The following is a 25,354-nucleotide window of genomic DNA, read 5'->3' as shown; positions in this document are numbered from 1 at the left end:
CATTTAATGGGATGCGTTGATGCGTTATTCGAAAGAGCACAAGCAGGAAACCCACGCACGGATCGTGAAGAAAGCCTCGGTGCGGCTTCGCGAAAAGGGTGCGCATGGCATCGGCGTCGCCGACCTGATGAAGGAAGCGGGCCTGACCCATGGCGGCTTCTATGCGCATTTCGATTCCCGCGAGGCGCTGGTCATCGAGGCTTTTGCCTATGCGATGGACCGCTCGGTCGAGCACTGGCGAAAAATCGCCGCTGAAACGCCGCCCGAGAAGCGGCTGTCGACGATCATCGATTCCTACGTCTCGACGGTGCATCGCGACGATCCCGGCCGCGGTTGCGCTGTTACGACGTTAGGTGCCGAGATCGCCAGGGAAAGCGCGAAGACGCGCAAGGCCTTTGCCGCCAAGCTGGAGCAATTGATCGATGTGATGGCCGATCAGATTCCGGATGTGCCGCGCAAGGCGGCCCGCAGGCAAGCGATGGGCACGCTGGCGACGATGATGGGTACGCTGGTGATGTCACGCGTGGCAGGCAGCGGCGAGCTGTCCGACGAAATTCTCCTCGCCGGCCGCGAGGCGGCGCTGACGCGCGCCGAGGCGAAGCCGGCCGCGAAGAAGACGCGGGCGAAGGTGAATTGAGCGGAGAATCGTAGGGTGGGCAAAGCGCAGAGTGCCCACCATTCCAGCCAAAGCGCGGAAAGAGGGTGGGCACGCTGCGCTTTGCCCACCCTCCAGCTCACCGCCCGCCAAACAGCGCGCGCTCGCTTTCCACCGTCTCGTGGATGTAGTCGGCCACCGCCCTGATCCGCGCCAGGTCCTTGCTGTCGGCGTGCATCAGCATCCAGAACGTGCGCGAGATCCTGACCTCGTCGGGTAGCACTGGGCGCAGTTCGGGATGCGCCTTCGCCATGAAATGCGGCAGCACCGCAATGCCAAAGCCGGCAATGGTGGCGTTGAGCTGCGCGATCAGGTTGGCGCTGCGGAATTTGGCCGAGATCTTCGGCGAAACCTGGGGCAGGTAATCCAGCTCGGGCGTGAACAGCAGTTCCTCGATATAGCCGACGAAGCGATGCCCTGGCAGGTCGCCGCGTGATACGATTTTCGGTGTCCGGTCGAGATAGGCCGGCGCGGCATAGAGCCCGAGGCTGTAGTCGAGCAGCTTGCGCCCGACGATCCGGCCCTCCTTGGGCATGGAGAGGCTGATCGCGATGTCGGCCTCACGCTTCGACAGGCTGAACAGGCGCGCGGTGGCGACGAGCTGCAGGTCGAGATCGGGATACCGCTCGGTGAATTTCAGAAGCCGCGCCGCCAGGAAATGGCTGCCGAACCCGTCGGGGGCGCCGATCCGGACCGTGCCGGTGAGCTGGGCGCGCGATCCGCCGACCGCCTCCTGGTTGGCGACGATGGTGGATTCCATCGCTTCGGCACTGTCGGCGACGCGCTGGCCGGCTTCGGTCAGGAGGTAGCCGGTCTTGCGGCGGTTGAACAGTTTTGCGGAGAGATGCCGTTCCAGCCGGTCGACACGGCGGATCACGGTGGCATGGTCGACCGATAGCTGCTTGGCGGCAGCGGAAACCGAGCCGCCGCGCACGATCGCCAGCACGAAACGGAAGTCATCCCAGTCGATCGTCTTGGTGCCTTGATCCAGCATTTCCGCACATCTATGGTGCAATATATCGGACTTGTATCCCAAGAAATGCAGGTCAAAAAGGGGCTCGAAAGCGATCCCAGACGGGACCTTAGGGAGATCATTCATGCGCTCAATCGGACACTTTATCGGCGGCAAAGAGGTCAAGGGAACGTCCGGCCGGACGGCCGACGTGTTTGAGCCGATGACCGGCGACGTCCAGGCCAAGGTGGCGCTGGCCTCAAGAGCAGAAGTCCGCGCGGCCGTCGAAAACGCCGCGCTTGCCCAGCCCGAATGGGCCAACACCAATCCGCAGCGCCGCGCGCGGGTGATGATGAAGTTCGTCGAACTGGTGCAGCGTGACTATGACAAGCTCGCCGAACTCCTGGCGCGCGAGCACGGCAAGACCGTTCCCGACGCCAAGGGCGACATCCAGCGCGGCCTCGAAGTGGCGGAATTCGCCTGCGGCATTCCGCATTTGCTGAAGGGTGAATACACCGAAGGCGCCGGTCCCGGCATCGACATCTACTCGCTGCGGCAGCCGCTTGGCGTCGTCGCCGGCATCACGCCGTTCAATTTCCCGGCGATGATCCCGATGTGGAAGTTTGCGCCCGCGATCGCCTGCGGCAACGCCTTTATCCTGAAGCCCTCGGAGCGCGATCCCGGCGTGCCGATGCGGCTGGCCGAGCTGATGATGGAAGCGGGGCTGCCGCCCGGCATCCTCAACGTCGTCAACGGCGACAAGGAAGCCGTCGACGCCATTCTCGACGACCCCGATATCAAGGCCATCGGCTTCGTCGGCTCGACGCCGATCGCGCAATACATCTATGAGCGCGCCGCCCAGACCGGCAAGCGCTGCCAGTGTTTTGGCGGCGCCAAGAACCACGCCATCGTGATGCCCGACGCCGACATGGACCAGACCGTCGACGCGCTGATTGGGGCCGGCTACGGCTCGGCCGGCGAGCGCTGCATGGCGGTCTCCGTCGCCGTTCCCGTCGGCAAGACCACCGCCGACCGCCTGATGGAAAAGCTGATCCCGCGCGTGGAGTCGCTCAAGATCGGCACCTCGGTCGATCCGTCGGCCGATTACGGCCCGCTGGTGACGCGCGAGGCGGTCGAGAAGGTGAAGAACTACATCGATATCGGCATCAAGGAAGGCGCCACGCTCGCGGTCGACGGCCGCGGCTTCAAGATGCAGGGCTATGAAAAGGGCTTTTATCTCGGCGGCTCGCTGTTCGACAACGTCACCAAGGACATGCGGATCTACAAGGAAGAGATTTTTGGCCCGGTGCTCTCGGTGGTGCGCGCCCACGACTACAAGGAAGCCCTCGCACTGCCGTCCGAACATGACTACGGCAACGGCGTTGCGATCTTCACCCGCGATGGCGATGCGGCGCGTGACTTTGCCGCCAAGGTCAATGTCGGCATGGTCGGCATCAACGTGCCGATCCCGGTGCCGATCGCCTACTACACCTTCGGCGGCTGGAAGAAGTCGGGCTTCGGCGACCTCAACCAGCACGGTCCGGACTCGATCCGCTTCTACACCAAGACCAAGACGGTGACCTCGCGCTGGCCGTCCGGCGTCAAGGAGGGCGCGGAGTTCTCGATTCCGTTGATGAAGTAGCATTCATTGCTGGACAGCGGGATGCAGTTCGCTCTCAACGAGGACCAGGTGGCGGTTCGCGACATGGCGCGCGAATTCGCCGCGGAGAAGATCGCGCCGCATGCGCTGCGCTGGGACGAAGAAAAGCATTTTCCTGTTGATGTGATGCGCGAGGCCGCGAGCCTCGGCATCGGCGGCATCTACATCAAGGATGATGTCGGCGGCTCCGCCATGACCCGTTTCGACGCCGCCCTGATCTTCGAGGCGTTGGCGACCGGCTGCCCGACGGTGTCGGCCTTCATCTCGATCCACAACATGGCGTCGTGGATGATCGATGCCTATGGCAATGACAGCCAGCGGCAAAAGTGGTTGCCAAAGCTCTGCACCATGGAGCTCTTGGCAAGCTATTGCCTGACCGAGCCGGGATCCGGCTCGGACGCCGCGGCGCTGCGCACCCGCGCGGTGCGCGATGGCGATCACTACGTGCTCAACGGCCAGAAGCAGTTCATCTCCGGCGCCGGTGGCGGCGACCTCTATGTCGTGATGGTGCGGACCGGCGGCGATGGGCCCGGCGGCATCTCGACGCTTGTGATTCCGGCTGATACGCCCGGCGTCTCGTTCGGCGCCAACGAGCGCAAGATGGGCTGGAACGCGCAGCCCACGCGCGCTGTGATGTTTGAGAACGCCCGCGTGTCGGTCGAGAACCGGCTGGGCGAGGAGGGCATCGGCTTCAAGATCGCGATGGCCGGGCTCGACGGCGGCCGCCTCAACATCGCGGCGTGCTCGCTCGGCGGCGCGCAGAGCGCGCTCGACAAGTCGCTCGCCTACATGAAGGAGCGAAAGGCCTTCGGCAAACGCCTCGATGAATTCCAGGCGCTGCAGTTCCGCCTCGCCGACATGGCGACCGAGCTGGAAGCGGCGCGGACCTTTGTCTGGCGCGCGGCCGCTGCGCTCGACCGCAAGGATGCGGACGCCACCATGCTGTGCGCGATGGCCAAGCGGTTCGGCACCGATGTCGGCTTCGAGGTTGCCAACCAGGCGCTGCAACTGCATGGCGGCTACGGCTACTTGAGCGAATACGGCATCGAGAAGATCGTGCGCGATCTGCGCGTGCACCAGATCCTGGAAGGCACCAACGAAATCATGCGGCTGATCGTGTCGCGCAAGCTGATCGAGGGCGCGCGATGACGGATACGGCCATTGCAGACGGTGACCTGATCGCGCGCAAGGAAGGCTCAGTCGGCATCCTCCGATTGAACCGGCCGAAGGCCATCAATGCCGTGACGCTGGAGATGTTTCACGACATCGACAAGGCGCTTGATGTCTTCGAGGCGGATCCCGATGTTGCCGTGATCGTACTTGAAGGCGCCGGCGAGCGCGGGCTGTGCGCCGGCGGCGACATCCGTGCGCTCTGGGAAAGCTCCAAGGTTAGAGGCGATCTCGGCAAGATCCTGTGGCGGGACGAATACATCCTCAACGCCCGCATCAAGAAGTTCCCAAAACCCTATGTCGCCTTCATGGATGGCATCGTGATGGGCGGCGGCGTCGGGCTGTCGGCGCACTCGAGCCATCGCGTCGTCACCGAGAAGACGAAGCTCGCGATGCCTGAGGTCGGCCTCGGCTTCTTCCCTGACGTCGGCGGCACCTGGCTGTTGTCGCATTCGCCGGGCGAGATCGGCACCTATTTTGGATTGACCGGGCAGACCATGAACGGTCCGGATGCCATCCATGCAAGATTTGCCGATGCGGTGGTGCCGTCATCAAAACTGCCGGCCTTGCGCGAGGCCTTGACGAAGGTTCAATCCGGCGCGACATCGGCTGACATCAGGAAGCTGATCGAGGGCTTCTCGACCGGCGAGACGGCCGGTCCGGTCGCCGCGCAGCAGGCAAAGATCGATGCATTGTTCTCGCACGAGCGAATGGAAGACATCATCGCGGCGCTGCAGCGCGATGGTTCTGACTTTGCGCAGGCGACGTTAAAGACGCTGAACGAAAAGTCGCCGCGCGGCATGGTGGTGACGCTGAAGCTGCTGCGGCTGGCGCGCAGCGCGCGCTCGCTGGAGGAATGCCTGGTGCGGGAATATCGCGCCGCGCTGGAAGTATTCGCGAGCGACGATTTTCGCGAGGGCGTGCGCGCGGCCGTAATCGACAAGGACCGCAATCCGAAATGGTCGCCGCCGAGAATCGAGGACGTGACGCCGGAAATGGTCGCGCCTTATTTCGCCGAGATCGGCGCTGACGAACTGAAGTTTCCCTGATCAGAACAAGAAAGTTTAGCGGAGGATTCGAGATGGCAAATATCGCATTCATTGGCCTCGGCAATATGGGCGGCCCGATGGCGGCCAATCTGGTCAAGGCCGGCCGCAAGGTGACCGCGTTCGATCTGGTCGAAGCCTCGCGCGATCAGGCCAAGGCGGACGGCGCAGGGATCGCCGAGAGTTCGGTCGCTGCCGTCAAGGGCGCTGATGTGGTCATCACCATGCTGCCGGCGGGCAGGCATGTGCTGACGGTCTGGAACGAAGTCGTCCCAGTGATGACCAAGGGCACGCTGATCGTCGATTGCTCGACCATCGACGTCGAAAGCGCCAAGCAGGCGCACGCGCTGGCGGCCAAGCACGGCATGCTTTCGGTGGATGCGCCGGTATCCGGCGGCACCGGCGGCGCCAAGGGCGCGACGCTGACTTTCATGTGTGGCGGCGAGGAAAAGGCGTTTGCGGCGGCAAAACCCGTCTTGGAGAACATGGGCAAGAAGATCGTCCATTGCGGCGGCGCCGGCGCGGGGCAGGCGGCCAAGATCTGCAACAACATGATCTTGGGGATTTCCATGATCGGGGTCGGCGAGGCCTTTGCGCTCGCCGAAAAGCTTGGGCTGTCGCATCAGGCGCTGTTCGATGTCGCCTCGACCTCATCGGGGCAATGCTGGGCGCTGACGTCCTATTGCCCGGTGCCGGGGCCGGTGCCGACTTCGCCGGCGAACAACGGTTACAAGCCGGGCTTCGCGTCGGCCCTGATGGTGAAGGACCTGACGCTGGCGCAGGATGCGGCCAAGGCCGCGGGCGCGGCGACGCCGCTCGGCAAGCACGCGCAGGAGATCTACAAGGCTTTTGATGCCGCCGGCCATGGCGGGGTGGATTTTTCCGGGATTATCCAGCACGTTCGGAGCCTCGCTGCGAAATAACGGAGACCTGATGACGACCTTTCAGGAAGCGCGCGCCTTTCTGCTCAAGCACCGCACCGATTACGATGCGGCAGTGAAGGGATTTCGCTGGCCGGCCCCTGTTCCATTCAACTGGGCGCTCGACTGGTTCGACGCGGAACTCGCGCAAAATCCTGAAAGTCGGGACCGCGCCGCGCTCTGGATCGTCGATCCCGGCGACAAGGAAACAAAGCTTTCCTTCGCGACATTGTCGCGCCGCTCCAACCAGGTCGCAAACTTCCTGCGCGCGCAGGGCCTGAAGCGGGGCGATCATCTGCTGCTGTTGCTCGGCAATGTCGTGCCGCTGTGGGAGACCATGCTGGCCGCGATGAAGCTCGGCGTCGTCGTGATCCCCGCCACCACGCTGCTTACCCCCGATGAGCTGCGCGACCGGCTCGATCGCGGCAAGGCGAGGGTGGTGATCGCCTCGCAGGACCAAGTTGCGAAGTTTGCCGGCCTCGGCAGCGACAGTCTGGTGCGCATCGTGGTCGGCGCGACCTCGAAGCACGACGGCTGGCTTTCGTTCGAACAGGCGGCGGGCGCTTCCGAAGCGTTTACGCCCGAGGGCCCCACCAACGCCGACGACCCGATGCTGCTTTATTTCACCTCGGGCACCACGGCCAAACCAAAACTGGTGCGGCACAGCCAGCGCAGCTATCCGGTAGGCCACCTCTCGACCATGTTCTGGCTCGGGCTGCAGCCGGGCGACGTGCACCTGAACATCTCTTCACCCGGCTGGGCCAAGCATGCCTGGAGTTGCTTCTTCGCGCCGTGGAATGCGGGAGCCGCCGTGTTCGTGGTCAACCAGCCGCGCTTCGACGCCAAAGCCCTGCTCACCACGATCGGCCGCTGCGGCGTCACCACGCTGTGCGCGCCGCCGACGGTGTGGCGGCTGTTCATTCAGGAGAAGCTCGCGGATTTCAAGGTAAGCCTGCGCGAGGTCTGCGGCGCCGGCGAGCCGCTCAATCCCGAAGTGATCGACCAGGTGAAGGCGGCGTGGGGTCTCACCATCCGCGACGGCTATGGCCAGACCGAGACCGCGGCGCTCGCCGGTAACTCGCCGGGCCAGAAGGTGAAGGTCGGCTCGATGGGCCGTTCGTTGCCGGGCTACCGGGTGCGAATCACTGACAATGACGGCCATGTCACCAAAGAGGGCGAGGTGACGCTGGTGCTCGGCGCCGACCGCCCGGCGGGCCTGATGCAGGGCTATCAGGGCGGGGACGGCAAACTGAGCGGCGCGGACGGCGATCTCTACCGCTCAGGCGACGTGGTGTTTGCCGACGACGAGGGCTATCTCACCTTTGTCGGCCGTTCCGACGACGTCTTCAAGTCATCCGACTACCGCATCAGCCCATTCGAGCTGGAGAGCGTGCTGCTGGAGCATGAATGGGTAGCTGAAGCGGCGGTTGTCCCAAGCCCCGATCCGATCCGGCTCGCGATCCCGAAGGCCTATGTGCTGCTGGTTTCGGGCGTGGAACGCTCGCCTGAGACCGCGTTGTCGATCTTTAGGCATCTGCACACCCGGCTGGCGCCGTTCAAACGCATCAGGAAGATCGAGCTGGTGACCGAACTGCCGAAGACGATTTCCGGCAAGATCCGCCGCGCGCAGTTGCGCCGGCTCGAACATGAGAATAATCGCAGTGATGCGTTGCGCGGCGCCGAGTTCCGCGAAGAAGAGTTTCCGGAGCTGCAGAAAGTGCGGACCGCCGGGACCTAGTGCCGCCGATTTGAAGTTCCTGCACTGGTGCCGCGAGTCCATCTCAGGAACTTCAAATCGATGAGCGGCACTTGAGTAATAATATTTGCTAGTGCCCCTCTTGTTTCCGAAGTTCGTATCAGGGGTGCCGCGATGGTTTACGAACTTCGGAAACGGGGCACTAGGAGCTAATCAATGAATGAAGTCTGGAAGAAGCCGCCGGTCTCGTTTGAGGCCTATCAGGCCATGGTCGGCAAGGAGATCGGCGTGTCGTCGTGGCACCTGATCGACCAGAGCCGGATCAACCTCTATGCCGACGTGATCGAGGACCATCAGTTCATTCATGTCGACCCGGAACGGGCGAAAAAGGAAACCGCGTTCGGCAATACCATCGCGCACGGCTTTCTCACCATGTCCTTGATGAGCATCATGTCCTATGAGGTGATGCCGGTCATCGAAGGCACGGCGATGGGCGTGAACTACGGTTTCGACAAGCTACGTTTCCTCTCGCCGGTCCGCGCCGGCTCGCGTGTCCGCGGCCGCTTCACGCTTGTTGAAGCCAAGCTGCGCAAGCCCAAAGAGCTGCAGTCACGCACCAATGTCACGGTCGAGATCGAGGGCGAGGACAAGCCGGCGTTGGTCGCCGATTGGATCGGGCTGATCTATTTCAACTGATCGCCGCTGTCATTGCCGGGCAAAAGCGCGAAGCGCGTCTTCAAACCAGTTGACCCGGCAATCCATCGCTGATCAAGAATTGTCAATCTCCGCGGGGCCGCTGTACCCTCTCCCCTTGTGGGAGAGGGTGGCTTCGCGAAGCGAAGACGGGTGAGGGGTTCTCTCCGCGGAGACAGACCCCTCATCCGGCACGGACTTCGTCCGCGCCACCTTCTCCCACAAGGGGAGAAGGTGAAGAAAACGGCCTTGGATCGACACATCAGGAATCGTAACGCATGGCAATCAGGTTTGACGGACGCGTCGCAATCGTCACGGGCGCGGGCAATGGTCTGGGACGGGCGCATGCGCTGGGGCTGGCGAGCCGCGGCGCCAAGGTAGTGGTCAACGATTTCGGCGGCGCGCGGGACGGCACCGGCGGTTCGCTGACGCCGGCCGAAGCCGTGGTCGAGGAAATCCGTAAAGCCGGCGGCACGGCGATGGCCGACGGCGCCGATGTCTCCAAGTTCGGACAAGTCACGGCGATGGTCGAACGGGCTACGAAAGAGTGGGGCAGCGTCGATCTGCTGTGCGCCAATGCCGGCATTTTGCGCGACAAGTCGTTTGGAAAAATGGATGTCGCTGACTTTGCCAAGGTGCTCGATGTTCATCTCGTCGGCACCTTCTATTGCTGCAAGGCAGTGTGGGAAGGCATGCGCGAGCGCAACTACGGCCGCATCGTGCTGACCACCTCGTCGTCGGGCCTGTTCGGCAATTTCGGCCAGGCCAATTACGGCGCGGCGAAAGCCGGCATGGTCGGCCTGATGAACGTGCTGGCCGAAGAGGGCCGCAAGAACAACATCCGCGTCAACACGATCTCGCCGACCGCGGCCACCCGAATGACGGAAGAACTGCTGCCGCCGCAGGCGCTGGCGCTGATGAAACCCGAAGCGATCACGCCCGCGGTGGAATATCTCTTGAGCGAGGACGCGCCGACCCGCACCATCATGGGCGCGGGCGCGGGTTCGTTTGCGGTGATCAAGATCATCGAGACCGAGGGTATCAACTTAGCCCAGTCCGACTGGACGCCCGACGCCATCGCGGCGCATTTCGCTGAAATCGACGACGTATCGAAGGCGAAGGCGCTGCAGGGCGCATTCGAGCAGACGCAGAAGTATGTCGCCCAGGCCGCGGCGAGGGCGGGGATTAAGCTTTAGCGCACGGACTCGTAGGGTGGGCAAACGCGCATGGCGCCGTGCCCACCATGCCTCGGCGACGTGAATAATGGTGGGCACGCTTCCGCCTTCGCTCATGGAGCTACGGCGGACGTGGTCGCTTTGCCCACCCTACGCACCCTCAATTCGACCTACACTCTCGCCATGTCATCGCCTTCCAAAAACGCAGCGATCATCGGCGCCGGCCCCGCCGGGCTGATGGCCGCCGAAGTGCTCGCGCAAGGCGGCGCCGGCGTCACCGTCTATGACGCAATGCCGTCGGCGGGGCGCAAATTCCTGATGGCCGGGCGAGGCGGGCTCAACCTCACGCACAGCGAGCCGTTGCCGCAATTCCTTGCCCGCTATCGTGAGGCGATGCCGCACCTGAAAGCCGCCATCGAAGCGTTTCCGCCGCAGGCGTTGCGCGACTGGAGCGAGACACTGGGGCAGGAGACTTTTGTCGGCTCCAGTGGCCGGGTGTTTCCGAAAGCCTTCAAGGCCTCTCCATTGCTGCGGGCATGGTTGCGGCGGCTGGACTCGATGGGCGTCAAATTGGCGCTACGCCATCGCTGGGTCGGCTGGGATGAGCAGGGCCGCCTGCGCTTTGAAACGCCTGATGGATCGCTCGTCGTCGAGCCGCGCGCAACCGTGCTGGCGCTCGGCGGCGCAAGCTGGCCGCGGCTTGGATCGGATGGCACGTGGACAGAAACGCTCGCCGCTCTGGGTGTGAAGATTTCTCCGCTCCGGCCCTCCAATTCCGGCTTCACCGTCGCCTGGTCGGAGATTTTTCGCGACCGTTTTGAGGGTCAACCGCTCAAGGGTGTGGCGTTGAGGTTTGGAGCACATACCCAGCGCGGCGAGGCCGTCGTCACGCGCACCGGCATCGAGGGCGGCGCGATCTATGCGCTTTCGGCTGAGCTGCGCGAGGCCATTATGATTTCAGGGCAGGCAGCCCTGCACATCGCGCTGCGGCCTGATCTCGAGCAACGAGAGCTGATCGCGCGGCTGTCGGAACCAAAGGGCAAGCAATCCCTGTCCAACTTCCTGCGCAAGGCCGTGGGTTTGTCGCCTGTTTCGATCGGCTTGCTGCAGGAGGCCGCCAAGGCATCCGGCGCTTCGCTGGCGTCGATGTCGTCGGCCGATCTCGCTCACCTCATCAACGCCGTCCCGCTCGAACTCACCGGCACAGCCCCGATCGCGCGCGCGATCTCGACGGCGGGAGGGATATCGTTCGACGAACTCGACGGTGAATTCATGCTCAAGCGCTTGCCCGGCGTGTTCGCCGCCGGCGAGATGCTCGATTGGGAAGCGCCGACGGGAGGTTACCTGCTGCAAGCGTCGTTCGCGACCGGCGTGGCCGCGGGGCGGGGCGCGCTTAAGTGGCTGTCGGAATCGTAGGGTGGGCAAAGCGACCACGTCCGCCGTAGCTCCATGAGCGAAGGCGGAAGCGTGCCCACCACTTCTTGCGTCGCTCGTAATGGTGGGCACGCTGCGCTTTGCCCACCCTACGAATTCACCGCAACTTCCCCCTTGCTGCGACCGGCAGCGTGCCGATGATCTCATCGCCGCGCACCATCACCACTTCGTCCATCATGTTGACGACGACGCAGACATGGTTGGGCACGATCCGGACGACGTCGCCGATATTCGGCCGCGTGTTGCTGCGGGCCAGGTCGAGAAAGCCGTGCTCTTCCGCGAAGCGCGCGATCTTGGCTTCCGGGTGCTCCAGGATCAGCCCGTAGCCGTCGAGGCTGCCGCCGGGATCCGATGTCAGCGTCTTGGAGCCGGCGTCCAGAATGCCGCGGTCGGGTCCGGCGCGGCTCACGACGGTGGAATAGATGTTCAGCGCGCAGTCATCCCATTCGGCGACGCCGGCCGCGACCTGCATGCGGTCGTTGTAGATATAGGTGCCGGGCCGATGCTCGGTCGCGCCCTTCAGCTTGCCGAGATTTTTCAGATTGGGCGAGCCGCCGGTCGAAACCATCGTCGCATCGAGCCCGTGCGCGCGGACGCCCGCCAGTGCCTCGTCGAAAAACTGCTGCGCCTCGGCCCAGCCGGTCTCGGTCGGGTACAGCATGAAGCCCGCAAATTGCAGCCCCTTCGAGCCCGCAATCTCGCGCGCCAGCGCAATCGCCTCGCCGGGCGTTTCGACGCCGGCGCGCTTGCGCCCCGTATCGCACTCGACCACGACCGACAGCGGTCGGCCCGAAGCTGCGGTGGCTTGCGGCAGGCCAGCGATCACGGTCGAATTGTCGGCAGCGACCGTCATGTTGGCCTTGGCCTGCAGCGCCGCGAGCCGGGCCATCTTCTCCTCGCCGATCAGATTGTAGCTGATCAGGATGTCGTCGATGCCGGCTTCGGCCATCACCTCGGCCTCGCCGAGCTTCTGGCAGGTGATGCCCTTCGCGCCGGCCGCGACCTGCATCTGTGCGAGCAGCGGGCTCTTGTGGGTCTTGATATGCGGCCGGTTGGCGACGCCGGCGGTATCGCAGGCCACCTGGATGCGGGCGATGTTGCGCTCGACGCGGTCCATGTCGATGACCGCGCAGGGCGTGCCGTATTCACGGGCGATTTTTGCGGCGAGGGGCGTTGTCATGCTCTTCTCTCTGTTGGAGTCCGTATGAACCCGTGGGATCGGTGGAGCCACCGGGTCCGGCCTCCGGCCGGCCCGATGATAAACTCCGCGAAACCCATCAAATCCCGTCGATGCATCATGATGGGTATCGCTGCGCTCCACCCATCCTACGAATTACGCTTGTTCTATCTCTTCCCGCAAAACTTCCAGCTCCAGCCACCGGTCTTCGGCGGCCGAAAGCTCTTCCTGCGCTTTTGCAATCGCCGATGACGCCGCGTCGAACTTTTTACGATCCTTGGCGTAGAGGTCCGGATCGTCAAGCAGCTTCTGCTGCTTTGCGATGTCGGCCTGCAATTTCGCGATCGTTTTCGGTAGCGTCTCCAGCGCGTGCTTCTCGTTGAAGTTCAGCCGACGTTTTGGGGTGACGGAAGGCGCCGTAGCTCTGGTCTCCTTCTTTTCCTCAATCGGCGCCGGTCCATTGACAGATTCCCGCGACAAATCCTCGCCGCGCTGAGCCAGCATGTCGGTGTACCCGCCGGCATACTCGATCCAGCGGCCATTGCCTTCAGGCACGATCACCGACGTTACCACGCGATCGAGGAAATCGCGGTCGTGGCTGATCAGGATCACGGTACCCTCGTAATCGCCAAGCATCTCTTCGAGCACATCGAGCGTTTCGAGATCGAGGTCATTGGTCGGCTCGTCCAGTACCAAGAGGTTCGACGGCTTTGCCAGCGCCCGCGCCAGCATCAGCCGGCCGCGCTCGCCGCCGGAAAGCACCTCCAGCGGCGTGCGCATCTGTTCTTGCGCGAAGAGAAAGTCCTTCATGTAGCTGACCACGTGTTTCGGCTTGCCGCCGACCATGACGTGGTCGCCGCGGCCGCCGGTCAGCGCTTCCGCCAGCGTCGATTTCGGATCGAGGCTTTCGCGGTGCTGGTCCAGCGTCGCCATTTCGAGATTGGCACCGAGCCGGATCGTGCCGCTATCGGACGGATCGTTGCCGATCAAAAGATGAACCAGAGTGGTCTTGCCGGCGCCATTCGGGCCGACGATGCCGATGCGGTCACCGCGCTGGACCCGAATTGAGAAGCCATCGACGATCTTGCGGTCGCCATAGGCCTTGGCGATGTTCTTCGCCTCGATGACCAGCCGGCCAGATTTTTCAGCTTCGGCGGCCGCGAGGTTGGCATTGCCGGCAGCACCGCGATAATTGCGCCGCTGGTCGCGCAGCGCATGCAGATTGCCGAGCCGCTTGACGTTGCGCTTGCGGCGGCCGGAGACGCCATAGCGCAGCCAGTGTTCCTCGTTGACGATCTTGCGGTCGAGCTTGTGCTGCTCGCGCTCTTCTTCCGCCAGCACCTCGTCGCGCCAGGCTTCGAATGCGGAGAAGCCGCGGTCGATCTGCCGGATCTGGCCGCGGTCGAGCCAGGCGGTCGAGCGCGACAGGTTGGAAAGGAATCGGCGATCGTGACTGATGAGGACCAGCGCGCATTTTCGGCTCGCCAGCTCGCCTTCCAGCCATTCGATGGTGGGAAGGTCGAGGTGGTTGGTCGGTTCGTCCAGCAGCAGGATATCCGGCGAGGGCGCCAGCACCCGCGCCAGCGCCGCGCGGCGGGCTTCGCCGCCCGAGATATGCGCGGGGTCTTCGTCGCCGGAGAGCCCGAGCTGTTCGACCAGATAGCGCGCCTGGTAGTGATCGTCGCCGGGGCCGAGGCCTGCCTCGACATAGGCCAGCGTCGTCTTGTGGTCGCCGAAATCAGGCTCCTGCGGCAGATAGCGGATGGTGGCGCCGGGCTGCACGAAGCGGCTGCCGCTGTCGGGCTCGACCAGGCCGGCGGCGATTTTCAGCAGCGTCGATTTGCCGGAGCCGTTGCGCCCGATCAGGCAGACGCGCTCGCCCGACGACACCGACAATTCCACGCCTGATAGCAGCGGCGTGCCGCCAAACGTCAGCCCTATATCTTTCAACTGGATCAGCGGCGGCGCCATCGTTCAACCTTGGTTTGGCGCAGGCTGCTGCGCCCGCTGGCGCTGGATGCGGCGGATGGTCTGGTCGAGCGCAGACAAAAACGTCGAGCGGTCGCGCGGTGCAAAGGACTTTGGACCGCCGGTCACTTCGCCGGACGAGCGGAGATCGGTCATCAGATTGCGCACCGCGAGCGTCATGCCGATCGATGCTTCAGTAAACGGCCTGCCGTTCGGCGCGATCACCTCGGCGCCGGCCTTCACGCAGCGGCTGGCCAGCGGGATATCCGATGTGATGACGATGTCGCCGCGGCTGGCGCGCTCCGCGATCCAGTCGTCGGCGGCATCCATGCCGGAACCGGCGGCGATGCGCTCGATCAGCGGATCCTGCGGCACGCGGATGAAATTTCCCGCAACAACGCTGACCGGCAGGCCGTGGCGGATCGCGACGCGATAGATCTCGTCCTTCACCGGGCAGGCGTCGGCATCGACATAGATGCGGGTCTGGTTCACGTCAGGCATATCGGTTCGACAGCGGTTCTCTTGCCCGCGCGTGGTAACCTATTCGATGCGGGAATGCGAGGGAAACAGGGGTGGGAACAGGCTTGCCTCGGCACATTCTTCGCGTACCATAACCGGCGAAAAACAACCAAAAACAACAGGAAACCGGCATGCCCATCGAGCCGTATCGCGTCCAGGCCTACAACACCGCCAAACAATCCGAAAACAAGATGCATGACGACACCGTGGCGAAGCGGTTCGGATTTTCGGGTGGGCTGGTCCCTGGCGTCGACGTGATGGCCTACATGATGCATCAGCCGGTGACGAAATGGGGCCGCGCATTTCTGCAACGCGGATTGATCGAGGCGCGTTTCGTCAAGCCGGTCTATGACGGCGAATTCGCGGAGCTGACGGCGGAAGAAAGCAACGGCGTGCTGTCGATCGAGGTGCAGAGCCGTGGCCAACTTTGCGCCGCCGGCACCGCGTCGTTGCCGGTCTCCGCACCGGCTGTTTCGATCGCAGACTACCAGGAAGTTGCTGTTGTCGCGGAGCGCAAGCCGGTCAACGCTGCGTCCTATGAAGTCGGCAAATGGCTCGGCACCACCCCGCGCGAGTGGGCAGGTGAGGCGGCTACGGGATATCTGGCCGATATAAGGGAAGCCGATCCGATCTATGCGAAGGACGGCCTCGGCCATCCCGGCCTGCTGCAGCGGGTGATGAATCGGGTGCTGGTCGACAATGCCATCCTGGGTCCGTGGATTCACGTCGGCAGCCGCATGCAACTGCTTTCAGCGGCAAAGGCCGGCGATGTCATCACCGCGCGTGCGAAGGTGGTCGGCAATTACGACAAGAAGGGCCACCGTTTCGTCGAGCTCGACGCGCTGGTCGTCGGCAACGGCAACACGCCGCTGGCGCATTGCCACCACATCGCGATCTACCAGCCGCGCGAGCAGGCGGCGGCGTAGGGGTAAGGCGGCCGCGCCCGCTCTCACCCGTCATTCCCCGCGAAAGCGGGGAATCCAGTACGCGGCGGCTTCTCGGCTCTACAACGAGCGTCTCTACTGGATCGCCCGCCTTCGCGGGCGATGACAGTTGTAGATGTGATGGGCAGTGCGGGCCCTACGCCGCCGCCTTCGCCTTCGCATCCTGAATCGCCCGCCACACCCGTTCCGGCGTCAGCGGCATGTCGATATGGGTGATGCCGTAATCCGACAGCGCGTCGACCACCGCGTTGACGATGCAGACGAGGCTGCCGGCGCAGCCGGCTTCGCCGCAGCCCTTGGTGCCCAGCGGATTGGATTTCGCCGGTGAGGGGTGGTCGCCGATCTCCATCGGCGGAATGTCTTCGGCCCTGGGCAGCGCGTAATCCATGAATGAGCCCGTGATAGGCTGGCCGCTGGCATCGTAGCTGACCTGCTCCATCAGCGCCTGGCCGATACCCTGCGCGACGCCGCCATGCAACTGGCCGGCGACGATCATTGGATTGACCACGGTGCCGAAATCATTGACGGCGAAATAGCGCATGATTTGCACGACGCCGGTTTCGGGATCGATTTCCACTTCCGCGACATGACAGCCGTTGGGGAAGGTGGACGGGGTGTCCTTGGTGGCATGGTCGACGTCGAGCGACAGCGGCACGCCTTCGGGCATCTTGCCCTCGCGCAGGCGCTTCGACAAATCCATGATGCCGATCGAGCGGTCGGTGCCGGCAATGGTGAAGCGGCCACCAGCGAATTCGATGTCGCCTTCGGACGCTTCCATCAGATGCGCGGCCGCCTGCTTGCCTTTTGCGATCACGAGCGCGGAGGCTTCCACGATCGCCTGGCCGGTCGCCGTGATCGAGCGCGAGCCGCCGGTGCCGTTGCCGAAGCGGACGAGATCGCTGTCGTTCTGCTCGATCGTGATCTTCTCGAAGGGGACGCCGAGCTGTGCCGACAGCACCTGGGCGAACGGCGTGGCGTGGCCCTGGCCGTAATCGAGCGTGCCGGTGGTCAGCTTCACCGAACCATCCGGCTCGAAGGTGATCTTGCCGAGTTCGCCGCTCGGCGGCGCGGTGACTTCCAGATACGACCCAACGGCGATGCCGCGCAGCTTGCCGTTCTTCTTGCTCTCCTTCTTGCGCCTGGCAAAATTGGCGTGGTCGGAAATCTCCAGCGCCTTGTTGAAGACGCCTGCGAAATCGCCGCTGTCATAGGTGACGCCAGAAGCCGCCGCGAACGGCAGTTGCGACGGCTTGATGAAGTTGCGCTTGCGCAGCGTCAGCCGGTTGATGCCCATCTCGTCGGCGGCGCGGTCGATCAGCCGCTCCATGTAGTAGTTCGCCTCGGGCCGGCCGGCGCCGCGATAGGCGCCCATCAGCGTGGTGTTGGTCAAAACCGTCTTGATGTCGACGCCAAGCAGCGGCGTGCGGTAGACGCTGGCGAGGTTCTTGCCGGTGTTGAGCGACAGCGGCCCCGGCGCGACGCCCGTGATATAGGCGCCGAGATTGCCGTAGCCCGAGATCCGCACCGCGAGAAACTTGCCGTCGGTATCGAGCGCCAGTTCGGCGTGGATGAGCTGCGCGCGGCCGTGGCTGTCTGAGAGAAAGCTGGTCGAGCGCTCGTCGGTCCATTTTACCGGACGGCCCAGCGCCTTCGCCGCATGCAGGATGCAGGTGTATTCGGGATAGCTCACGTTCTTCATGCCGAAGGAGCCGCCGACATTGGCGGTGAGGATACGGACCTTGTCGTTCGGCACGTTGAGGATTTTTGCCAGCGTCACCTTGTTGCCGGAGACGCCTTGCGTCGGCACCTGCAGCGTGAAGCGTTCGGCCGCCTTGTCGTAGGCTGCCAGCGCCACGCGCGGCTCCATCGACACCACGGCCACGCGGGTGTTGACGATGTCGAGCCTGGTTACATGGGCGGCGGCAGCGAACGCGGCGTCGATCTTGGCAGCATCGCCATAGTGATAATCGAGCGCGACGTTGTTCGGGATGTGATCGTAAAGCTGCGGCGCGCCGGGCTTTGCGGCTTCCGCCGCATCGGTCACGGCGGGCAGCGGCTCGATGTCGAGCTCTATGGCCTCCGCCGCATCGCGCGCCTGCGCCAGCGTTTCGGCGACCACGAAGGCCACGGGGTCGCCGACGAAGCGCACCTTGTCGGTCGCCAGCGCGGGACGGTTGGTCTGCAACAGCGGCGAGCCATCCCGGCTCTTCAACGGCAGGCCGCAGGTGAAGGGGCCGTAGCCGGCGGCCTCGAGGTCCTTGCCGGTCCAGACGCCGAGCACCCCCGGCATCGCCTTGGCGGCGGCCGTCCCGATCCCCCTGATGATTCCGTGGGCATGGCTGGAGCGCACCATCCAGCAATAGGCCTGGCCGGGCAGGGTGAAGTCGTCGGTGTATTTGCCCCTGCCGCGCACCAGCGTGTCGTCTTCCTTGCGGCGCACCGGCTGCCCCACCCCGTATTTTTGCAGTGCGATAGCGTTGTCCAAAGAGGAGGCCGACGTGTGATCTTGCATCGAAAACACCTGAAATGCTTGGGATTCTCTTGGATTTCTTGTTGGATTTTGGTTCCGCGAGTTCCCGCTCAGATAACGCACCGCGTCATGCACGACAACGCCTGATTGGGCATAGTCCTATGTGATGGGTTGTTGCGTAGCCCCTTGGCGCTGCTAAAGTTTCCGTGAACGGTAATTTTTCTTCGGCGGCCCGACGGGGCCTGCGGAAAGACAGTTTTGATGAACCACGATACGCGGCTGCGCGAAGCCCTTGAGGCCCGCGCCAGCCCGTCAGGGGCGGTTGCGGCGGCCACGGCAAACGGTGTCTACGCCGCTCTGGACCTTGGCACCAACAATTGCCGGCTCTTGATCGCCAGCCCGGCCGGCGACGGTTTTCGCGTGGTGGATTCGTTTTCACGGATCATCCGGCTTGGCGAGGGCATTTCCGCAACCGGTTCCATCAGCGAAGCGGCGATCGAGCGCGCCATCGCAGCGCTCAGCATCTGCAGCGACAAGATCCGCTACCGCAAGGCCAAGCGCCTGCGGCTGATCGCAACCGAAGCCTGCCGAGCCGCCGCCAATGCCGACAGCTTTCGTGCCCGCGTCGCGAGCGAGACCGGCATCCGGCTCGAGGTGATCGATCGCGAGACCGAAGCAACCCTGGCCGTGATCGGCTGCTCGCCGCTGCTCGACGCCAAAGGGCGGGGCGCGATCCTGTTCGACATCGGCGGCGGCTCCACCGAGCTGGTGCGGATCGAGCGCGATCCGGAAGAGCAGAACGCCGTGCCGCGCATCAAGGCGTGGATGTCGGTCCCGCTCGGCGTCGTCACGCTGGCCGAGCATTTCGGCGGACGTGACGTCACGGCGGAATCCTATGCCCGGATGGTGCGCGAAGTCGCGCATTATGTGGCGCCGTTTGCGGCCGAGCACGGCAACGATCTGCGCGACATGCATATGCTGGGTACCTCGGGCACCGTGACGACGCTTGCCGGCATCCATCTCAATCTGGCGCGCTACGACCGCCGGCGCATCGATGGCATCTGGATGAACGGACCCGACGTCACGGCGGTGATCCAGCGGCTGCTCGGCATGAGCTATCAGGAGCGGGCCAACAATAATTGCATCAGCGTCGAGCGCGCCGACCTGGTGCTGGCCGGCTGCGCCATTCTCGACGCGATCCGCGATGCGTTCCCATTGCCTCGGCTCCGCGTCGCCGACCGGGGCCTGCGCGAGGGCATGCTGGTGGAGATGATGCGCGAGGACGGCGCGCTGCGGCCGTGCTGATGTGTGGGGTCCTGGGCTATGCCCGATCAAGGGAAGAGCGGCTGAAAAGCCAACCGCTCTTGCCTGAAAGCTGAGCCGGAAGGCCGCGCTATTTCTACAGCGTATAGCCTGTTCAAACCCTCATCCTGAGAAGCCCGCGAGAAGCGGGCGTCTCGAAGGATGTACGCCACAGATGGGGGCCTCATGGTTCTCCCGGCGATGCGAAGCATCGTCCGGAGACGCGCGGAGCCTGTCATCGGGCCGCGCTATGCGCGGACCCGTTGGCGCTCCTCACCATGAGGGGCTTACGCAGTAAATCTAGGCGGCACGCCGTATCTCTTCCATATTCTGCTTAATCTGCTTTCCGGCATCGTCGGCCAATTTGAGCGACATGTCGGCGATCCGACGGCTGCTCTCCAGAACAGATCCCACGGTCTCACGTACTAGGTCCGTCTGAACGGCTGCGACCTCCTGAGGGGTTCGGCAGGCCCACAGTTCATTCATGCGGTCCATGCTCGTCTCGACCTGATGCCGAACCAACTGCAGGTATTCTTGCGAAATGCCACCCATCACTTTGGCAGCCGTTGTGCCGGTGTAAAGGATGGTTTGCGCGTTGCGGGCCGATCGTTCGGTTGCCTGTTGCACTCCGTCTCCTGACAGGCCGAGCGTGCGACCGAGTTGCTCCGTCGACCGCCCCATCACGGTCGTCGCCATATCCAGGCCGAAGCGCCAGGTGTTCTGCAGGGTCTCGGCATTTTGCTGGAATAGGGTGGCACTGGCCCGGGCCACTTGTTCGCCGGCTTCGGCCGCCGCTTGTCCGGCGCGCGTCGTCTGCTCGGCTGCAGCTTGTCCGAACCGGCTGGCCTGTTCAGCAGTCCTCTCGCCGGCGCGGCGTGCTGCGTCTTCCATGCCTTGGGTAGACTTTTCCTCTTGGCGTGGGTTTGCCATCTGACTTCTCCGCTGATTGCAGGTTGATGACTCCCCCAGCTCCGACCCGAGCAACGCAATCGTTGTGAGACCGTTCCACGCCTTCCGATTTTTTCCGCCCTTCTCGTTTAGGTCGCAACGACTGCTTAGGAACGTCTGCAACATGTCGCGGTTATGCCGCAGACTGGCTCTTCACCCGCCGCAATTCATATCGCTACGCACGGCATGAGGCTCAGCGATGTCCACTGCCGAAGTTATCTTAGCCGTTTGGGGTGTCCTTCTTGTTCTGGTGATTGGGAATATAGTGTTCTCGTTCTTGACCGAACGAAAGAACCCGCCGATCGGCCGCTTCATGGAGTGCGATGGAGTGCGGCTGCATTACCTCGAACGGGGTGACCCGACAGCTCGGTGCGTCGTGCTGTTCCATGGCAACGGCGCGATGATTCAGGATTTCATCATCAGCGGACTTGTGGATCGTCTGGCCAGCCGCAGCCGGGTCATATGCTTTGATCGGCCGGGCTTCGGATACAGCCAGCGGCCGCGTGCGCGGATCTGGACAGCAACGACCCAGGCGGCGCTGTTCGTAAAAGCCCTTGATCAGCTCGGCGTGCGCGATCCCGTCGTGCTCGGCCACTCCTGGGGTGCGCTAGTCGCTGCTGCGATCGGATTTCAAAAGGAGTACCCGATCCGAGGTCTTGTGCTTGCTTCCGGATATTACTTCCCAACACCTCGGTGGGACTTCTGGATGGTGGCAGGTCCAGCGGTACCGGTGTTTGGGGATCTGCTCCGCTACACGGTCGCACCGCTTATCTCATGGGCCATTTTGCCGGCCCTCATTCGCAAGCTCTTTGCGCCCCGCTCTGTCCCGGAAAACTTCAAGCATGGCTTTCCCGCGTCCCTGACGCTCAGGCCAAAGCAGCTAAGGGCGGCCGCTGAGGAAAGCGCGTTCCTCATTCTGGAAGCAGCGCGGTTCCAGTCTCGTTATCCGAGCATTCGGTGCCCGGTCCATATCTTCCATGGAACGGCGGACCAGATTATCGAGCCCGAGCAGGCTAGCCGTCTACATGAGGTGCTGGGTCGTTCCGACCTGCATCTCATCCGGGGTGCTGGACACATGGTAACCTATGCTGACAGCACCTCTATTGCTCAGGCTGTCGAGTCCCTGGAAATCGCGATGGTCAAATAGGGGCTGGCGCTTCAATGCGCATCCACTTCCGTGCTACTGATTCCAGGCTCCGGGTCCGGGCTGGCATTTTCAAGACAAGTATCGATATGGCGAAAGACACCACCGGACGGCTGCACGTCACGGTCAAGAGCGCGGGCAAGCGCAAGTTGTCGTCAAAGCTCTGGCTGGAGCGGCAGCTCAACGATCCCTACGTGGCGAAGGCCAAGCGGGAGGGCTATCGCTCGCGGGCGGCGTACAAGCTGATCGAAATCGACGACAAATATCGGTTTCTCAAGCCCGGCAACGCCGTGGTCGATCTCGGCGCTGCCCCCGGTGGCTGGAGCCAGATCGCGGCCAAGCGCGTCGGCGCGATCAATGGCAAGGGCAAAGTGGTCGCGATCGATCTGCTGGAAATGCCGGAAATTCCCGGCGTAGATTTCGCGCAGCTCGACTTTCTGGCCGAGGACGCACCCGAAAAGCTGATCGCAATGATGGGCGGGCGCGCCGATGTTGTGATGTCCGACATGGCGGCCAACACCACCGGCCACCGCAAGACCGACCAGCTCCGCATCATCGGCCTCGTCGAGACGGCCGCGGCCTTTGCCGCCGAGGTGCTCAATCCCGGCGGGACGTTCCTGGCAAAGGTCTTTCAAAGCGGCGCCGATGCCGAACTCGTTGGCCAATTGAAGCGCGACTTTTCCAGCGTGCGTCACGTCAAGCCGGCCTCGAGCCGGCAGGACTCCTCGGAGCGCTACGTGCTGGCGATGGGGTTTCGAGGGCACCGCAACTAGCCTGCCAAGCACAACCTGGACGGCGCAAGGACTGGACAGCGTCTCCAGCGGTTGCAGCCTCGGGCCGGATTCCTGGGCCGGATCACGCGTCGAATCCCTGGAACTTTCTCCCGTAGCGGCGTATTTCAATACTCAGTATTTCAGTACTCAGGCGCGGTCTGTTTGTCGCATGCAGCCCCAACGCCGCCGGGAATTTTCTGCAAGCGAGCCGCGCCTCCGTCTGGGAAGGAGTATTCCCGTGATGGAGCAGAGGGCCAGAGTTGGCAATCGATTGTTAGCTGCGTTGCCGCCGGCAGACCTCGATTTGCTTGTGCGTCATTTCCGACTGGTTACCCTCGAACGTGACGCCGTGCTGGTGCGGTCGGGCGATCCAATAGAACGGATTTATTTCCCGCTTAGCGGCCTGATCGCTTTCGTGATGGATATGCCGAGCGGACAAACCGTCGCGACCGCCGTCGTTGGCAATGAAGGAGCCGTGGGCGTCCTGACGACGCTGGGACCTTCCCGCTCTCCGATGACGGCGGTGGTGCGGGTGGCGGGGACCGCGCTGCAGATTTCGCCGGCACAGTTTCAGGCGGCGCTCGAACGCAGCAACGCCTTGAGGGGAACGGTTCAAATCCACACCAGGGCGCTAATGGCCCAATTCCAGCACGTCGCAGCCTGCAATGCGCTGCACTCGGTGACGGCGCGCTTGGCAAGATGGTTGCTGCAAATCCGCGATCGTGCCGCCGGCGACATCCTGCCGCTGACGCAACAGACGCTTTCGGAATTGCTCGGTGTGCGGCGCCCGACGGTGACGCATGTCGTATGCAAGCTGCGCGCCTCGGGTGGAATCCGATCCAATCGGCGGGGCTCGATCGAGATTGACCGGCCGCGGCTCGAAGCGGCCACATGCGAGTGCTACCAACTCATGCGCCGTAGGATCGATCGCATCGTCCTGACGGAAGACATGAAAGCGCCGCCGCTTGGCGCCGAAGCTTCCCTCTCTGACAACGCGGACAAAGTGCGGCAGCGCACTCCGACGCGGGGAGCGACCGGCCAACGGCCAAGGGGTCATTGAGAGGTCGTTGACCGGATTGCTGGGCCTCAACGGCTCGACGGGTGCAGGAAGTTCGGCGCGGAATCGGGAAGATCCGGCATTTGGGCGTGAAAGTGCGCCGCGTGTTACCCTAGCCGCTGATCCCGCGCGTCCTCAGTGCCTTCGCTGGCGGCCTTCTTGGTCGCTGCTTTTTCCGCACCCTTGCGGCTGGAGATCTCGACGACCTTGCGCCCTGAAATCTCGTGGCCGGCGTCGTCGGGCATCTGCCAGAAGAAGTATGCCGACGCCGCCGAGATGATCGCAACCACGAGGAAAGCGGGCGGGAATACGCCGGCACTCAGTTCCGTGACATGCTGGTACAGCATGGTCGATTCCACCGAGAACGCGCCGACGGCGACGCCTGCCGATATCGCCAATTGCTGATTGACGCTGACGAGCGTGGTGGCGCGGCTCATCTGCGCCGGCTCGACCTCGGCATAGGCGACGGTGTTGATCGCGGTGAACTGCAGCGAGCGGAAGAAGCCGCCGACCACCAGGATGATGAAGATCAGCAATAGCGGCGTCGTCACCGTGAACAATGCGCAGGCCGCCAGAAAGACTGCGCTGATGACGGCGTTGACCGTCATCATGTAGCGGAAGCCGAAGGCGCGGATGATGCGTGCGGCCAGTGTCTTCATTCCCATGGCGCCGACGGCCGAGGCAAACGTCACCAGGCCGGACTGGAACGGCGTCAGCCCAAAACCTTCCTGCATCAATAGCGGCAGCAGGAACGGCAGCGCGCCGATGCCGAGCCGGAACAGGAAGCCGCCGATGATGCTGGCGCGCATGGTGGACAGCCGCAGCAGCGAGAAATCCAGCACCGGCGAGCCGGTTCGTTTCGCGTGCATGACATAGAGCGTCATCGAGATGGTGCCGACCGCGACGAGGCCTGCGATAATCGGCCAGGGCAACAGATTGAGACCCGCGACCGAGAGACCGAAGGCGATGCCGGCTAGCCCAATCCCGGCCAGCACCAGCCCATAGAGATCGAAGCGCTCGGGATCCTCGCTCTTGATCGGGTCGATGTACTTCATCGCCATGAAGATGCCGAGCAGCCCGATCGGGACGTTGATCAGAAAAATCCAGTGCCAGGAGAAGTAGGTGGTGATGAAGCCGCCGAGCGGGGGGCCGATCACCGGCCCGACCAGCGCCGGCACCGTTACCCACGTCATCGCGTTGACCAGCGCGCTCTTGTCGATCGAGCGCAACAGCACCAGCCGCCCGACCGGCGTCATCATCGCCCCGCCCATGCCCTGCAGAATGCGGGCGATGACGAAATGGGTGATGTTCTGCGACAGCGCGCACCCGATCGACCCGATCATGAACACCCCGATGGCAATCGAGAACACCATGCGCGCACCGAAGCGATCGGCGGTCCAGCCGCTGGCCGGAATGAACACCGCGAGCGAGAGCAAATAGGACGTGATCGCCAGCTTCAGCGTCAGCGGGCTGGTGCCGATGTCAGCCGCGATCGCCGGCAGCGAGGTTGCAATCACCGTCGAGTCCATGTTCTCCATGAACAGCGCGGTGGCGACGATCAGCGGGATCAGGCGTTGCTTATCCATCGGGATCGGGGGGACTGGAGAGAGGCAGGCGAGGGCGCTGTACCATCCCGCCGTCACACAAGCCA

The 25,354-nt window shown here is 63.6% G+C and carries 21 protein-coding genes; 14 read left to right on the top strand and 7 right to left on the bottom strand.

The window, feature by feature from the left end:
- Positions 1–19: 19 nt before the first annotated feature.
- On the top strand, positions 20–637 hold the full coding sequence (locus LMTR3_RS11720) for a TetR/AcrR family transcriptional regulator (RefSeq protein ID WP_065745179.1): 618 nt from the start codon (positions 20–22) through the stop codon (positions 635–637).
- A 97-nt stretch (positions 638–734) separates the two neighbouring features.
- Here LMTR3_RS11720 and LMTR3_RS11715 read toward each other — a convergent pair whose 3' ends face one another.
- The gene (locus LMTR3_RS11715) at positions 735–1,649 is read right to left on the bottom strand and encodes a LysR family transcriptional regulator (protein WP_065745178.1); all 915 of its coding nucleotides are present in this window, start codon (positions 1,647–1,649) and stop codon (positions 735–737) included.
- Between the two features lie 103 nt (positions 1,650–1,752).
- Between LMTR3_RS11715 and LMTR3_RS11710 the strand changes: the two genes are divergently transcribed.
- The 8 genes from LMTR3_RS11710 (at position 1,753) to LMTR3_RS11675 (ending at position 11,383) form a co-directional block, all read left to right on the top strand.
- Positions 1,753–3,249 (top strand): CoA-acylating methylmalonate-semialdehyde dehydrogenase, encoded by a 1,497-nt coding sequence (locus tag LMTR3_RS11710; RefSeq protein ID WP_065745177.1) that lies wholly within the window; start codon positions 1,753–1,755, stop codon positions 3,247–3,249.
- 21 nt (positions 3,250–3,270) lie between these two features.
- The gene (locus LMTR3_RS11705) at positions 3,271–4,416 is read left to right on the top strand and encodes an isobutyryl-CoA dehydrogenase (protein WP_065745176.1); all 1,146 of its coding nucleotides are present in this window, start codon (positions 3,271–3,273) and stop codon (positions 4,414–4,416) included.
- Positions 4,413–5,486, top strand: coding sequence for an enoyl-CoA hydratase/isomerase family protein (locus LMTR3_RS11700; RefSeq protein WP_065745175.1), 1,074 nt, complete (start codon positions 4,413–4,415; stop codon positions 5,484–5,486). The genes LMTR3_RS11705 and LMTR3_RS11700 overlap by 4 nt, the downstream gene beginning before the upstream one ends.
- A gap of 32 nt (positions 5,487–5,518) precedes the next feature.
- Positions 5,519–6,406 (top strand): 3-hydroxyisobutyrate dehydrogenase, encoded by an 888-nt coding sequence (gene mmsB / locus LMTR3_RS11695; protein ID WP_065745174.1) that lies wholly within the window; start codon positions 5,519–5,521, stop codon positions 6,404–6,406.
- Positions 6,407–6,416: 10 nt separating this feature from the next.
- Complete coding sequence (locus tag LMTR3_RS11690; protein ID WP_065745173.1) at positions 6,417–8,141, top strand: AMP-binding protein; 1,725 nt, start codon at positions 6,417–6,419, stop codon at positions 8,139–8,141.
- A gap of 174 nt (positions 8,142–8,315) precedes the next feature.
- Positions 8,316–8,795: a MaoC family dehydratase gene (locus tag LMTR3_RS11685; RefSeq protein WP_028346616.1), complete on the top strand. Its 480-nt coding sequence runs from the start codon at positions 8,316–8,318 to the stop codon at positions 8,793–8,795.
- A 275-nt stretch (positions 8,796–9,070) separates the two neighbouring features.
- Positions 9,071–9,988 carry an SDR family NAD(P)-dependent oxidoreductase gene (locus LMTR3_RS11680; RefSeq protein WP_065745172.1) on the top strand — a complete coding sequence of 306 codons (918 nt, stop codon included), beginning with the start codon at positions 9,071–9,073 and terminating at the stop codon, positions 9,986–9,988.
- A gap of 162 nt (positions 9,989–10,150) precedes the next feature.
- Positions 10,151–11,383, top strand: coding sequence for a BaiN/RdsA family NAD(P)/FAD-dependent oxidoreductase (locus LMTR3_RS11675; RefSeq protein ID WP_065745171.1), 1,233 nt, complete (start codon positions 10,151–10,153; stop codon positions 11,381–11,383).
- Between the two features lie 115 nt (positions 11,384–11,498).
- Here the strand turns inward: LMTR3_RS11675 and LMTR3_RS11670 are convergent, their stop codons facing one another.
- From LMTR3_RS11670 to LMTR3_RS11660, 3 genes are all read right to left on the bottom strand, one after another.
- Positions 11,499–12,581 carry a D-TA family PLP-dependent enzyme gene (locus tag LMTR3_RS11670; protein ID WP_065745170.1) on the bottom strand — a complete coding sequence of 361 codons (1,083 nt, stop codon included), beginning with the start codon at positions 12,579–12,581 and terminating at the stop codon, positions 11,499–11,501.
- A gap of 153 nt (positions 12,582–12,734) precedes the next feature.
- Positions 12,735–14,549, bottom strand: a complete 1,815-nt coding sequence (locus LMTR3_RS11665; RefSeq protein ID WP_065745169.1) for an ABC-F family ATP-binding cassette domain-containing protein — start codon at positions 14,547–14,549, stop codon at positions 12,735–12,737.
- A 3-nt stretch (positions 14,550–14,552) separates the two neighbouring features.
- The gene (locus tag LMTR3_RS11660; protein WP_065745168.1) at positions 14,553–15,047 is read right to left on the bottom strand and encodes a YaiI/YqxD family protein; all 495 of its coding nucleotides are present in this window, start codon (positions 15,045–15,047) and stop codon (positions 14,553–14,555) included.
- A 149-nt stretch (positions 15,048–15,196) separates the two neighbouring features.
- On the opposite strand from LMTR3_RS11660, the gene LMTR3_RS11655 reads away from it, so the two are divergent.
- Entirely contained in the window at positions 15,197–15,991 is a 795-nt protein-coding gene (locus LMTR3_RS11655) for a hypothetical protein (RefSeq protein WP_065745167.1), read from the top strand.
- A 154-nt stretch (positions 15,992–16,145) separates the two neighbouring features.
- Here the strand turns inward: LMTR3_RS11655 and LMTR3_RS11650 are convergent, their stop codons facing one another.
- Positions 16,146–18,521 carry a xanthine dehydrogenase family protein molybdopterin-binding subunit gene (locus tag LMTR3_RS11650; protein WP_065745615.1) on the bottom strand — a complete coding sequence of 792 codons (2,376 nt, stop codon included), beginning with the start codon at positions 18,519–18,521 and terminating at the stop codon, positions 16,146–16,148.
- A gap of 219 nt (positions 18,522–18,740) precedes the next feature.
- Here LMTR3_RS11650 and LMTR3_RS11645 point away from each other — a divergent pair, with 219 nt between their 5' ends.
- Positions 18,741–19,784: a Ppx/GppA phosphatase family protein gene (locus tag LMTR3_RS11645; protein ID WP_065745166.1), complete on the top strand. Its 1,044-nt coding sequence runs from the start codon at positions 18,741–18,743 to the stop codon at positions 19,782–19,784.
- A gap of 297 nt (positions 19,785–20,081) precedes the next feature.
- On the opposite strand, the gene LMTR3_RS11640 is transcribed toward LMTR3_RS11645, so the two are convergent.
- The gene (locus tag LMTR3_RS11640; protein ID WP_065745165.1) at positions 20,082–20,711 is read right to left on the bottom strand and encodes a phasin family protein; all 630 of its coding nucleotides are present in this window, start codon (positions 20,709–20,711) and stop codon (positions 20,082–20,084) included.
- Between the two features lie 217 nt (positions 20,712–20,928).
- On the opposite strand from LMTR3_RS11640, the gene LMTR3_RS11635 reads away from it, so the two are divergent.
- From LMTR3_RS11635 to LMTR3_RS11625, 3 genes are all read left to right on the top strand, one after another.
- The gene (locus tag LMTR3_RS11635; RefSeq protein WP_065745164.1) at positions 20,929–21,876 is read left to right on the top strand and encodes an alpha/beta fold hydrolase; all 948 of its coding nucleotides are present in this window, start codon (positions 20,929–20,931) and stop codon (positions 21,874–21,876) included.
- 86 nt (positions 21,877–21,962) lie between these two features.
- Positions 21,963–22,646 carry an RlmE family RNA methyltransferase gene (locus tag LMTR3_RS11630; protein WP_057846319.1) on the top strand — a complete coding sequence of 228 codons (684 nt, stop codon included), beginning with the start codon at positions 21,963–21,965 and terminating at the stop codon, positions 22,644–22,646.
- 241 nt (positions 22,647–22,887) lie between these two features.
- On the top strand, positions 22,888–23,706 hold the full coding sequence (locus LMTR3_RS11625; RefSeq protein WP_084029541.1) for a Crp/Fnr family transcriptional regulator: 819 nt from the start codon (positions 22,888–22,890) through the stop codon (positions 23,704–23,706).
- A gap of 104 nt (positions 23,707–23,810) precedes the next feature.
- Here LMTR3_RS11625 and LMTR3_RS11620 read toward each other — a convergent pair whose 3' ends face one another.
- Complete coding sequence (locus tag LMTR3_RS11620; RefSeq protein WP_065745163.1) at positions 23,811–25,289, bottom strand: DHA2 family efflux MFS transporter permease subunit; 1,479 nt, start codon at positions 25,287–25,289, stop codon at positions 23,811–23,813.
- Positions 25,290–25,354 lie beyond the last annotated feature (65 nt).

The organism is Bradyrhizobium sp. LMTR 3, from assembly GCF_001693485.1.
Lineage (GTDB): Bacteria > Pseudomonadota > Alphaproteobacteria > Rhizobiales > Xanthobacteraceae > Bradyrhizobium.
Note: the sequence above shows the minus strand (reverse complement) of the source record. Positions and strands in the feature narration are given on the sequence as shown.